Here is a 12,278-nt window from a genome sequence, read left to right on the forward strand (position 1 = left end):
AAGGATCACAGCGTCACCAGTTGATGGCGGGCGGCGAAGCTCACAAGTTCGACCGGGTTCTTGATGTCGAGTTTTTCGAACAAGCGTGCCCGATAGGTGCTGATGGTGTTGGCCGACAGCGAAAGCTCGCGCGCGATGTCGCCCACGCTGTGGCCGCTGGCGAGCAGCTTGAGCACCTGCATTTCGCGGTTCGACAGGCTGTCGAGCGGACTGGCGGGGGTGTCGCTGCGCACGCCGAAAGCCAGCCGCTCGGCCAGTTCGGGGGTCACGAACAGGCCGCCGCGCGCGACGCGGGCGATGGCGTCGAACAGCTGTTCGGTCGAACAGCCCTTGTTCAGGTAGCCCGACGCGCCGCTCTTGAGCGCGCGCACGCCGAACTGCGATTCGGGGTAGGTGGACAGCATCAGCACTGCAACCTGCGGAAATTCGCCGCGCAGCTGTTTCAGCACATCGAAGCCGTCGCGGTCGTTCAGCGCGATGTCGAGCAGCACCACGTCGGCGCCGTCGGTGCGCAACAGACGCATCAGATCCGGGCCGCCCGCTGCCTCGCCGACCACTGCGATGGCCGGGTTCTCGCCGAGGATCTGCGCAATTCCCCGGCGCAGCATCAGGTGATCGTCGACGATGACGACGCGCGTGGGCCGGCTGGCGTCCGCGAACGAATTCATCGGGTCGAATCCGGTACGCGCAGCGTGACCATCGTGCCGGCGCCCGGCGCGCTGTCGATCTGCAATTCGCCACCCAGCACGCGGGTGCGTTCATACATGCCGAGCAGGCCGAAGGAGGTGGGCTGTGCCGGCACCTGCATGCCGCGACCGTTGTCGCGGATGCGCAGTTCGATGTGGCTGGCCGCGCCGGTCACATCCACCTGCACTTCGGTGGCGCCGGCATGGCGTGCGATATTGGTCAGCACTTCCTGCACGATTCGATACACCGCCACTTCCGCGCTGCGCCCGAGCCGGCGCTCCGGGCCGGTGTCATGAACGTTCAGCGTGCAGCGCACGCCGCTGCGCGCCTGCATTTCCTGCAACTGCCACTCGATCGCCGCCCACAGACCGAGGTGGTCGAGCACGCCAGGCCGCAGGTCGGTCAGGATGCGCCGCACCGCGCCCAGCGCCTGCTGCGTGACGCCCACCATGTCGTCGAACTTGCGCTCGAGCGTGTCGTCGCACGCCACCTTGGCGCGCAGCCAGTTCAGGTCGAACTGCAGCGCGGTCAGCGACGCGCCCAGCTCGTCGTGGATTTCGCGTGCGATGTGGGCGCGCTCGTCCTCGCGCACCTGCTGCAGGTGGGCCGACAGCCGCTGCAGCGCGCCGTGCGACTGCTGCAGCTTCGCGTTGGCCTGCGACAGCGCCGCGGTGCGTTCCGACACGCGCCGTTCCAGTTCAGCCTGATTGGCGCGCAGCACCGCCTCGGCCTGCTTGCGCTCGCTGATGTCGGCGAAGGTGACCACGGCGCCGACGATCTGGCCGGCGTCGCGGATCGGGTAGGACGTGTACTCGGCCGGAAAGGCGCTGCCGTCGCGCCGCCACAGCACTTCGGATTCGACCCGCACGCCCCGCCCTTCCTGGAAGGCGCGGAAGATCGGGCAGTCCTCGACTTCGTAACAGCGGCCGTCGGAATGCGCGTGGTGGATCAGATAGTGCATGTTGCGGCCGAGCACTTCGTCGGCATCGAAGCCGATCAGTTCGGCCCCGGCGCGATTGATGAATATGCAGCGGCCGCGCTGGTCGATGCCGTAGATGCCTTCGCCGGCCGACTCCAGCAGCATTTCGAGCTGGTGTCGCCAGGCAGCGTGATGCGATAGATGGTGGAGGTTGGCAAACACGGCGCGCACGTTGAAGCAATGCGCCAGCCTTGCATCAAGCGTGCCAAAGGGCGCAACAGTCGCCTTCCATGCACGGACGCGGGTTTGCCTGCGATCGGCCGATGCACGCAGACGGTGCGTGCACCGATCTGGTGCGTTCAGGCTGGCGCGTCGCGCACCCGCAGTGCGCCGTCGGTGTCGCCGGCTTCGATCAGCCCAAGTTCTTCGTAGCGACGCAGCTTGCGCCACAACGACACGCGGTCGATGCCGAGCAGGCGTGCCGCCATCGCGCGATTTCCACCGACTTCGGCCAGCACGTCGAGAATGTGCGAGCGCTCGACGCATTCCAGTGTGCGGATTTCGCCGCCCACGCGGGCGCCCGCGTCGCGATGAACCGCCGACGCGGCAAATCCGGCCGGCAGATCGGCTTCGCCCAGCATGCTGCCGCCGGCCAGCGCCACGCCGCGCTCGATCAGGTTTTCCAGTTCGCGCACATTGCCGGGGTAGTCGTAGGCACACAGTTTCTGCATCGCCGACGGCGCAATGGCCGTGACCGGCTTGCCCATCGCCAGTGCGGCGCGGCGCAGGAACTGCTGCGCCAGCAGCGGGATGTCTTCGCGCCGCGCGCGCAGCGGCGGCAACTGCAGCGTGACCACATTGAGCCGGAAATAGATGTCCTGCCGGAACGTGCCGGCATCGACCGCGCTGCGCGGTTCGCGATTGGTGGCCGCGAGAAAGCGCACGTCGGCGCGCACCGGCTCGGTGCCGCCAACCCGCATGTACTCGCGCTCCTGCAGCAGGCGCAGCAGCTTGACCTGCATCGCCGCCGACATTTCGGTCACTTCATCGAGAAACAGCGTGCCGCCCTGCGCCGCCTCGACCAGGCCGCCGCGCGATTGCTGGGCACCGGTGTAGGCGCCCTTTTCGTGGCCGAACAGTTCGTTGGCCAGCAGGTCTTCGGTCAGCGCGCCGCAATTGACCGCCACGAACGGCCCGCCGGCGCGTCGGCTGTGCGCGTGCAGGTGGCGCGCCAGCAACTCCTTGCCGGTGCCTGTTTCGCCGACGATGAGAACGTTGCAGTCGGTCGGCGCCACGCCGCGTGCGATGTCGAGAATGGCGCGCATGCCGCCGTCGCGCGTGATGATGCGTTCTTCCGCCGCCTGCTCGACCAGCTGGCGCAGGCGGTGATTTTCGGCGCGCAGCTGCGCCTTGTCGGCGGCTTCGCGCACCAGCTTGCGGACCTCGCCCAGCCGGAAGGGCTTGGAGATGTAATAGAAGGCCCCGGTGCGCATCGCCTCGACCGCCGATTCGGTGGTCGCGAAGCCGGTCACCACGAGCACCTCCATGTCGGGCCAGGCTTCGCGCGCGCGGCGCAGCAGATCGAGGCCGTCCATGCCGGGCATGCGCACGTCGGTCAGCATCACCTCGAAATCGCGCGTGCGCAGCAGCGCCAGCGCACTGTCGCCGTTGTCGGCCGTCGTGACGTCGAAGCCGTCGCGCCGCAGTGCGGTGGCCAGGCCCTCGCGGGCGACCGCCTCGTCATCGACCAGCAGTACGCGTGCTCCACTCATGATGTTTCCTCCGCAGGTATCCAGACCGTGACGCAGGCGCCGCCGTCCGGTTCGCGCGCGATGCTGACGCGGCCGCCGTGTTCGGCCGCGATTTCATGCACCACGAACAGCCCGAGTCCGGAGCCCTTGCCGACCGGTTTGGTCGTGAAGAAAGGGTCGAACACACGCTGCAGATCGCCTTGTGCAATGCCGGGCCCGTTGTCGCTCACGTCGATCGCCGTGCCGCCGTCGCGCTGCGTGCCGCTGACCACGATGTGCGGCGTGGTTGCGGTTTCGTCACAGGCTTCGAGTGCATTGCGGATCAGGTTCAGAAGCGCCTGCTGGATGCGCTGACCGTCGGCGTGGATTTCCAGCGCCGGGTCAATGTGCAGCGTGACGGCGTCACCGGCATCCGGCTGTTCGGCGCGCAGCAGTGCGATGGTTTCTTCGACCAGAGGCCGCAGCGGCTGGCGCACCAGCGCAAAGTGGCTGTCGCGCGCGAAGGCGAGCAGCGTGCGCACGATGCGCTGGGCGCGCTGCACCTGATCATCGATCTGTTCGACGAAGGCATTGAGCGGCGTCGAGTCGCCGCGCTCGGGCTCCTCGAGCAGCAGCTGGGCGTTGAGCGAAATATTGGACAGCGGGTTGTTCAGTTCGTGTGCCACACCGGACAGCATGGTGCCCAGCGAGGCCAGCCGTGCGGTGCGCAGCACGGCCAGCTGGCGTTCTTCGAGGTCGCCGAGCGCGCGGTTGAAGGCGTCGACCAGCGCCGCGATCTCGTCGTCGTGATCACGTGGCGTGAGGCGCGCCAGATTGCCGGTACCGACGCGCGCCAGATCGCTTTCGACCTCGCGCAGCGGCACCACGACGCGCCGTGTCACCAGCTGGCCGATGCCCAGCACCAGCACGATGGCGGCGAACATGATCACGTACAGCCGCGATTCCTGGCCGGTGAGCGCGCTGCGCATCGCTTCGCGCGCCTGGTCGGACAGGCGCTCGCTGCTGTCGAACACCTGTTTGCCGACGGCCTCCATGCGCTCTTCCAGCGGCGAGATCGGGTCGGTCGGCTTGATGCGGCGCTGCAGGCGGTCATCGAGCAGGTCGCGCCAGTCGGACAGCGACTGCTCGAGTTCGTCCAGCGCGAACCCGGGTGCGGCACGCTGCATCAGCGGGCGGTCGCGCTCGATCAGCGCCAGCGCCTCTTCCGCCTTGCTGACCGCCGCCTTCAGTTCCGACGGCTTGCGGAACAACAGGTAGTTCTTCTCCAGCCGACGCGCCTCGCGCACCACGTCGTGCATGCGCGTGACCTTGTATTCGTCGTCGACATGCGACAGCAGGTCGCGCACCTGTTCAAGTGCGGCGAACACGAGCAGCACGAACAGGCCGCCGAGCACGATGTAGCCGAGCAGGATCTTGCCGTGCAGCGATCGGGGCAACAGTTTCATCAATTGCATGTTGAAACGTTGCGTTGCGGATTTCAACGGTAATGCGAATGGCGCATCGGTCGGTTTCATGCGGGTTTTTGGTGATCGGACAGGCATGAATAGCCCGGGTCGCTGCAATCTGCAACGTCCGCTGAGTGCGAAAACCTGGGCTGGATGGGCGAGCATAATGAAATCAATGACTTGAAATATTTCGTTGAGCTGGCACAACCCCTGCTAGAACTTCCATGCCAGCTCTGTGGCCACCGCCCGACGGCTCCTCGGACGGTGGCCGGTGGCAGGGGGGCAATGGGGAGGCCGGTTTGCCAGCGGATTGAACCGGTTCTTTTGTGCGGCTCGCGACTCCTTCGCGAGCCGTTTTTCTTTGTCCCTTGTTTCTACCCTGTGTCGGCCCTTTCTTGCCTTTCGCGATGCGTCCGGTCAGGCCTCGGGCCGCAGGGCGATGCCGGAAAGCTCGACCGCGCATATCACCAGACCTTCGCGCGCCGGTTTTAACGGATAATTCGCGGCCCCCTCCCGTCGTCGCGCCGTGCCTGCTGTCCGAACCTTCGATGCCTGAGTCTTCCGTCCCGCTGCTCGAAACCCACGCCCTGACCTGCGTGCGCGGTCGCGCGCGGCTGTTCGCCGGGCTCGACCTGGCGGTCGGCGAAGGCGAACTGCTGCATGTGGCAGGTGCCAACGGCAGCGGCAAGACCAGCCTGCTGCGCATCCTGTGCGGCCTGTCCGAACCGGAATCGGGCGAGCTGCGCTGGCGCGGCCAGCCGGCCCGTTCGGTGCGCGACGACTGGCGCGGCGGCCTGCTCTATCTGGGTCACCGCAACGGCGTGAAGGACGATTTCACGCCACTCGAGAATCTGCACGCGAGTGCAGCCATCGCTGGCGAGCGCATCGCCGACACGGTGCTGCTCGAAGCCTTGGTGGACATCGGTCTGGCCGCGCGCCTCGATGTGCCCGCGCGCAGCCTGTCGCAGGGGCAGCGCCGGCGCGTGGCGCTGGCGCGACTGCTGGCCGATACGCGCAGCGCGCTGTGGATACTCGACGAACCCTTCACTGCGCTCGACGTGCGCGCCGTCGGGGTACTGGCGGCGGCGATGGCTGCGCATCTGCGCCGTGGCGGCGCGCTGATCTACACCACTCACCAGCCGGTGGATATCGACGCCGAGCGCCGGCAGACACTCAATCTGGACGACTACGCATGCTGAGCCTGTTCGTGTCGGTGGTGCGCCGCGACCTGCTGCTGGCCTGGCGAAGGCGCTCCGACGTCTTGACTGCGCTCGGCTTCTTCCTGCTGGTGACCAGCCTGTTTCCGCTCGGTGTCGGACCGGAACCAGAGCAACTGAGTCACATTGCGGCTGGCGTCATGTGGGTCGCCGCGCTGCTGGCGACGCTGCTGTCGGTCAGCCGGCTGTTCGAATCGGACGAAGCCGACGGCACGCTGGAACAGATGCTGCTGTCGGTCGAGCCCTTGCCCGTCATAGTGCTGGGCAAGGTGTGCGCCTACTGGCTGCTGACCGGTCTGCCGCTGGTGGTGATTGCGCCGCTGATCGGCCTGCAGTTCAACCTGTCAGCCGACGAAACCCTGATCGTGTGCGCGACGCTGCTGGTCGGCACGCCGTCTCTGTCGCTGCTCGGCGCAGTCGGCGCGTCGCTGACGCTGGGCCTGCGCGGCGGTGGTGCGCTGATCGCGCTGCTGGTGCTGCCGCTCTACGTGCCGGTGCTGATCTTCGGCGCCGGCGCGCTCGATGCCTGGCGGGCCGGGCTGGGCATACAGTCCCATCTGGCGCTGCTGTCGGCGGTGCTGCTGGTGGCGTTGGCGGTGTGTCCGCTGGCCAGCGCCACCGCGCTGCGCATCGCTCAGGATTGAACTGTTCCTGCAGCATTCGGGCCAAAGCGGCGAGTCGGTTAAACTGTCGGCCGCTGATGTGGCAGGCGGTCGCCTTCGAAGGTGACCGGGCCTCCGCTGTGCGACAGCCACTCCCGGCCACACCACCCCGGTCACACCACCGGGCAACCTGAACCCGGATCAACCCGAAACCGCTGATGTCTGACTCACCGCTTACTGCAACGCGCGCGCCGTCGTCCGGCTTCAGCCTGTTCTATTACGCCAGTCCGCAGACCTTCTTCCCGCTTGCCGGCAAGCTGCTGTGGCCGACCTGGATCATCGCCATCGTGCTGACGATCGCCGGCCTCTACACCGGCTTCTTCATCGCACCGACCGATGCGACGCAGGGCGACAGTTACCGCATCATCTTCATCCACGTGCCGGCCGCGTGGATGTCCATGGTGATCTACCTGGTGATGGCCTTCTGGTGCGCGGTCGGGCTCATCTTCAACACCCGGCTGTCCTTCATGATGTCGAGTGCACTCGCGCCGACCGGCGCGCTGTGGGCCTTCATCGCACTGTGGACCGGTGCGCTGTGGGGCAAGCCGACCTGGGGCACCTACTGGGTGTGGGACGCGCGACTCACGTCAGAACTCATTCTGTTCTTTCTTTATTGCGGCTACATGGCGCTGCAGGCGGCCATCGACGACCCGCGCCGGGCTGATCGCGCAGGGGCGCTGATCGCCATCGTCGGTGCGATCAACGTGCCGATCATCTATTTTTCGGTGAAGTGGTGGAACACCCTGCATCAGGGGGCGTCTGTAAGCCTGACGCAGTCGCCGTCGATGGCCAGCACCATGCTCACCGGCATGCTGCTGATGGCGCTGGCGGCATGGGCTTACACGATAGGCGTGGCACTTGTGCGTGTGCGCGCCATCATGATCGAACGCGAGCGGCACACCGACTGGGTGCGTCAGCTCGGCAACGCAACACAGGCAGGAGGCAGCAAGGCATGAACTGGGAAAGCGCCAGCCATTTCTGGGCGATGGGCGGATACGGATTCTTCGTGTGGGGCTCGTACGCGGTGACCGCTGTGCTGGTCGCCGCCGAACTGGTGATGGTTGCGAGGCGCATGCGCGCAGCGCGCGCCGGTGCGGCACGCGATGTGGCGATCGAACGCATGGATGCCGACCGGCGGGGGCGCGCATGAAACCGCGGCAGAAACGCTTCGCCCTGATCGCCGTCGGCGTGATCGCGCTGGCCGGCGCAGCCACGCTGGTGCTGACCGCGTTCGAGGACAACATGGTTTTCTTCTTCACGCCGAGCCAGGTGGCGGCGCGCGAAGCGCCGCAGGGCCGCACCTTCCGCATTGGTGGCATGGTCGAAGAGGGCAGCCTGCAACGCGGCGACGATGGCACGTCGGTCAAGTTCGTGGTGACGGATACGGCGCACAAGATTCCAGTCACGTTCACCGGCGCGCTGCCCGACCTGTTCAAGGAGGGCAAGGGCGTGGTGGCGCAGGGCAAGCTGAACGACGGCGGTGTTTTTGCCGCCAGCGAAGTGCTTGCCAAGCACGATGAGAATTACATGCCGCCGGAAGCGGCGCACGCGCTCGAACAGGCGAAGAAGGCGCAGGGCACGGTCGTCCAGTGAAGTCCAACACCGGCGCGCCCTGGCGCGTCCGGTTTCAGGGGTTGAGCAAGCATGTATCCCGAATTAGGTAATTTTTCGCTGTCCATTGCGCTGGTCCTTTCGCTGCTGCTGGGCATCCTGCCGCTGGTCGGCGCGCAGCGCGGCGACGCGCGGCTGATGGCGGCAGCGCGCCCGCTGACCCAGGGCGTGTTCGTGTTCGTCGCGTTTGCCTTCGTGTGCCAGATCCAGTCCTTCATCCTGAATGACTTTTCGGTGCTGAACGTCGCGACCAACTCGAATTCGACCTTGCCGCTGGAGTACCGCATCGCCGCCTCTTGGGGCAGTCACGAAGGGTCGCTGCTGCTTTGGGTGTTCATGCTGGCGGGTTGGGCGCTGGCGGTCAGCGTGTTCTCGCGCCGCCTGCCGCCGGACATGGTGGCACGCGTGCTGGCGGTGCTCGGACTGATCACGGTCGGCTTTCTCGCCTTCATGCTGGCCAGTTCGAACCCGTTCGACCGTCTGCTGCCGGCAGCGGTCGATGGCCGCGACCTGAATCCGCTGCTGCAGGATCCGGGCATGATTTTCCACCCGCCGATGCTCTACATGGGCTATGTCGGCTTCTCGGTCGCCTTCGCCTTCGCCATCGCGGCGCTGATCGGCGGTCGTCTAGACGCGGCGTGGGCACGCTGGTCGCGGCCGTGGACCACCGTAGCCTGGGTGTTCCTGACGCTGGGCATCGCACTCGGCAGCTACTGGGCGTACTACGAACTCGGCTGGGGCGGCTGGTGGTTCTGGGATCCGGTCGAGAACGCATCGTTCATGCCCTGGCTGGTCGGCACGGCACTGATCCATTCGCTGGCGGTGACCGAAAAGCGCGGCGCCTTCAAGAGCTGGACGGTACTGCTCGCGATCTCGGCCTTTTCGCTGTCGCTGCTCGGCACCTTCCTCGTACGCTCCGGCGTGCTGACCTCGGTGCATGCCTTCGCCACCGACCCGGAACGCGGCGTGTTCATCCTCGCGCTGCTGGTGTTCGTCATCGGCACTTCGCTGCTGCTGTTCGCGATCCGTGCGCCGTCGGTCGGGCTGGGCGGCGGCTTCGCGCTCATTTCGCGTGAAACCGCGCTGCTCGGCAACAATGTGCTGCTGGCGGTGGCCACATCGGCAGTGCTGCTGGGCACGCTGTACCCGCTGTTTCTCGATGCGCTGGGCATGGGCAAGATTTCGGTCGGCGCGCCATATTTCGATGCGGTATTCGTGCCGCTGATGACGCCGGTCGCCTTCCTGATGGCGATCGGGCCCTTCGTGCGCTGGAAGAAGGACGGCGCACCCGGCCTGGTGACGCGCCTGCGCTGGGCCTTCGCAGTCAGCGTGGTCAGCACGGTCGTCATGATGGTCATGTCGGGCGGCTTTGCACCGATGCTTGGCCTGGGTACCTTCATCGTCGTGTGGATCGTCGCAACCAGCGTGCAGCATCTGGTCGAGCGGCTGCGCGGCCGCACCGGTGACGGCAACTGGTTCGCCCGCGCCAGGGCGCTGCCCGGCGGCTGGTGGGGCATGTGGTTCGCACATCTGGGCATCGCGGTCACCATCGTCGGCATCACGCTGGTCAAGGGGTTCGAACAGAACATCGACCTGAAGATGGCGCCCGGGCAGACGGCGACGCTGGCCGGCTACACCTTCCGTTTCGACGGCGCGTTCGCGCATGAGGGGCCGAACTACGACGCCGCGCGCGGGCGCATCGAAATGACTCGGGACGGCCGGTCGGTCGCGATGATGTATCCGGAGAAGCGCATGTACCGCGTGTCGCAGATGCCGATGACCGAAGCGGCGATCGATTCGGGCATCACGCGCGACATCTATGTGTCGATGGGCGAGCCGCTGCCTGACGGCAGCGCATGGATCGTGCGCATCTTCTACAAGCCTTTCATCAACTGGATCTGGATCGGCGCGCTCATCATGGCCCTCGGCGGTACGCTCGCAGCGGCTGACCGGCGCTACCGCAAGCTCGCGCAACGCGACGGGCGGCAGCCTGCCGAAGAAGCAGCTGCAACGGTGGTGAAACCGGGACCGGCGCAGGAACAGCACGCATGAGTCGCTATCTGTGGCCGCTCGGCCTGTTCGTCGTGCTGGCCGGCTTCCTGTTTGCCGGCCTGTTCCTGAATCCGCGCGAAGTGCCCAGCCCTCTGATCGGCCGTACGGTGCCGGTGTTCAGCGTCGCCCAACTGGGGGCACCGGACAAGACCTTCTCGCCGGCCGACATGAAGGGCAAGGTGTGGTTGATGAATGTGTGGGCGTCGTGGTGCGTGTCGTGCCGGCAGGAACACCCGCTGCTGGTCGAACTCGCGAAGACCGGCACGGTCACGATGGTCGGTCTGCACTACAAGGACGAACGCGACGCAGGCCTTAAGTGGCTGGCCGACTACGGCGACCCCTACCTGCTGTCGGCGCACGACCGTGACGGTCGCGTCGCGATCGACTTCGGTGTCTATGGCACGCCGGAAACCTTCATCATCGACCGCCAGGGCGTGATCCGCCACAAGCACACCGGGCCGCTGACGCCCGCACTGCTGCGCGACGACATCCTGCCGCGCATCCGGCAACTCGAGGCCTCCTGACATGCGCCATCTGTTCCTGCTGATCGCGCTGTCGATCTGCGCGCTGCTGCCTGCGCACGCCGATCAGGCGCAGCCGCTCGCCGACGATCCTGCGGTCGAGGCGCGCGTCCAGCATCTCGGCGAAGAACTGCGCTGCCTCGTCTGCCAGAACCAGAACATCGCCGATTCGCACGCCGATCTGGCGATGGACCTGAAGAAGCAGGTGCGCGAGCAGATCGCCGCCGGTCGCAGCGACCGCGAAATTCTCGACTACATGGTCGAGCGTTACGGCGACTTCGTGCTGTACCGACCGCCGCTCAAGGCCAGCACGGTGCTGCTCTGGGCCGGGCCATTCGTGCTGCTGGGCGTGGTCGTGCTGCTGCTCGGCCGTCGTCTGCGCCGTCGTACGGTCCAGGCGGCGGCCGCCAATACATTGAGTGCCGATGAGCAGAAGCGCGCGCGCGCGCTGCTGGCCGGCGAGGAGAAACAGGTTTGACGCAGTTCTTGATCGGCGCCGGGCTGATGCTCGCCCTGGCGCTCGCCTTCGTGCTCGCCCCGTTGTTGCGCGGGCGTTCCGGCGCAGTCCCCGAAGCCCAGCGTGCGCTGACGCTGGCCATTCACCGCGACGCCCTGGCAGAACTCGACCGCGATCTGGCGGCCGGTCTGATCGACGATGCGCAGTACCGCATTTCCTGCGCGGAACTGGAGCGTCGGGTGCTCGACGAAGCGGGTGCCGCACCGACGTCGGTGCGCAGTTCCGGCCGCTGGGTGGCCATCGTGTCGGCCCTCGCCGTGCCGGTCTTCGCCGTGCCGGTCTATCTTGCGCTCGGCAATCCCGAGGCCGTGGATGCGCCGCGCAGCAGCCCGAGCGAGCAGCAGGCCATGGGACAGGAGGAAATCACTCCGGAGCGCATCAGGGCGATGGTGGATCAACTCGCCGAGCGCATGAAGAGCGAGCCGGACAACGCCGACGGCTGGCAGATGCTGGCGCGCTCGTACAGCGCCATGCAGCGCTTCGACGAGGCAAGCGTGGCGTATGGGAATCTGGTGAAGATCGTCAGTGGTGACGCACAGGTATGGACCGATTACGCCGATGTGCTCGCGATGAGCAAGGGGCGCCAGCTGTCGGGTGAGCCTGAAGCCATGCTGGCGAAGGCGCTCGCCATCGATCCGGATCATCCGAAGGCCTTAGCGCTCGCCGGCAGTGCCGCGATGCAGCGCGGCGACAAGGCGGGCGCACGCAAGCACTGGGAGCGACTGCTGAAGTTGCTGCCGCCGGAGTCGCCGTTGATCCAGCCGCTGACCGAAAGCCTGCAGGATGCTGCGGAGACGCCGGCGAACTGAGCTGTCAGGACTGAATTGTCATTTCGCGCCGATCGCAAGCATCAGGCCGTACCATGAACCGCTGCGAGTTCTGAAACCGACAGACGA

General features: G+C 66.5%; 13 protein-coding genes. 9 read left to right on the forward strand and 4 right to left on the reverse strand.

What is annotated here, in order from left to right:
- Positions 1-5 precede the first annotated feature (5 nt).
- From BSY238_RS14875 to BSY238_RS14890, 4 genes are all read right to left on the reverse strand, one after another.
- Positions 6-668, reverse strand: coding sequence for a response regulator (locus tag BSY238_RS14875; RefSeq protein WP_069039834.1), 663 nt, complete (start codon positions 666-668; stop codon positions 6-8).
- Entirely contained in the window at positions 665-1,828 is a 1,164-nt protein-coding gene (locus tag BSY238_RS14880; protein WP_069040722.1) for a sensor histidine kinase, read from the reverse strand. The genes BSY238_RS14875 and BSY238_RS14880 overlap by 4 nt, the downstream gene beginning before the upstream one ends.
- A 137-nt stretch (positions 1,829-1,965) precedes the next feature.
- Positions 1,966-3,378: a sigma-54-dependent transcriptional regulator gene (locus BSY238_RS14885; RefSeq protein WP_069039835.1), complete on the reverse strand. Its 1,413-nt coding sequence runs from the start codon at positions 3,376-3,378 to the stop codon at positions 1,966-1,968.
- Entirely contained in the window at positions 3,375-4,802 is a 1,428-nt protein-coding gene (locus BSY238_RS14890) for an ATP-binding protein (protein WP_150123955.1), read from the reverse strand. The genes BSY238_RS14885 and BSY238_RS14890 overlap by 4 nt, the downstream gene beginning before the upstream one ends.
- 548 nt (positions 4,803-5,350) lie before the next feature.
- On the opposite strand from BSY238_RS14890, the gene ccmA reads away from it, so the two are divergent.
- From ccmA to ccmI, 9 genes are all read left to right on the forward strand, one after another.
- Complete coding sequence (ccmA, locus tag BSY238_RS14895; protein WP_069039837.1) at positions 5,351-6,001, forward strand: cytochrome c biogenesis heme-transporting ATPase CcmA; 651 nt, start codon at positions 5,351-5,353, stop codon at positions 5,999-6,001.
- Positions 5,995-6,663, forward strand: coding sequence for a heme exporter protein CcmB (gene ccmB, locus BSY238_RS14900; protein ID WP_069039838.1), 669 nt, complete (start codon positions 5,995-5,997; stop codon positions 6,661-6,663). Before ccmA ends, ccmB begins: the two co-directional genes overlap by 7 nt.
- Positions 6,664-6,839: 176 nt before the next feature.
- On the forward strand, positions 6,840-7,637 hold the full coding sequence (gene ccmC / locus BSY238_RS14905) for a heme ABC transporter permease CcmC (protein ID WP_069039839.1): 798 nt from the start codon (positions 6,840-6,842) through the stop codon (positions 7,635-7,637).
- Positions 7,634-7,831, forward strand: a complete 198-nt coding sequence (gene ccmD, locus BSY238_RS14910) for a heme exporter protein CcmD (protein ID WP_069039840.1) — start codon at positions 7,634-7,636, stop codon at positions 7,829-7,831. Before ccmC ends, ccmD begins: the two co-directional genes overlap by 4 nt.
- Positions 7,828-8,274 (forward strand): cytochrome c maturation protein CcmE, encoded by a 447-nt coding sequence (ccmE, locus tag BSY238_RS14915; protein WP_069039841.1) that lies wholly within the window; start codon positions 7,828-7,830, stop codon positions 8,272-8,274. The genes ccmD and ccmE overlap by 4 nt, the downstream gene beginning before the upstream one ends.
- A 51-nt stretch (positions 8,275-8,325) precedes the next feature.
- Positions 8,326-10,344 (forward strand): heme lyase CcmF/NrfE family subunit, encoded by a 2,019-nt coding sequence (locus tag BSY238_RS14920; RefSeq protein ID WP_069039842.1) that lies wholly within the window; start codon positions 8,326-8,328, stop codon positions 10,342-10,344.
- Positions 10,341-10,868 carry a DsbE family thiol:disulfide interchange protein gene (locus tag BSY238_RS14925; protein WP_069039843.1) on the forward strand — a complete coding sequence of 176 codons (528 nt, stop codon included), beginning with the start codon at positions 10,341-10,343 and terminating at the stop codon, positions 10,866-10,868. Before BSY238_RS14920 ends, BSY238_RS14925 begins: the two co-directional genes overlap by 4 nt.
- Position 10,869: 1 nt before the next feature.
- On the forward strand, positions 10,870-11,343 hold the full coding sequence (locus tag BSY238_RS14930; protein ID WP_069039844.1) for a cytochrome c-type biogenesis protein: 474 nt from the start codon (positions 10,870-10,872) through the stop codon (positions 11,341-11,343).
- Positions 11,340-12,191 carry a c-type cytochrome biogenesis protein CcmI gene (ccmI, locus tag BSY238_RS14935; protein WP_150123956.1) on the forward strand — a complete coding sequence of 284 codons (852 nt, stop codon included), beginning with the start codon at positions 11,340-11,342 and terminating at the stop codon, positions 12,189-12,191. The genes BSY238_RS14930 and ccmI overlap by 4 nt, the downstream gene beginning before the upstream one ends.
- Positions 12,192-12,278: the final 87 nt, after the last annotated feature.

Origin of the sequence: Methyloversatilis sp. RAC08, from assembly GCF_001713355.1 — a bacterium.
Classification (GTDB): Bacteria; Pseudomonadota; Gammaproteobacteria; order Burkholderiales; family Rhodocyclaceae; genus Methyloversatilis.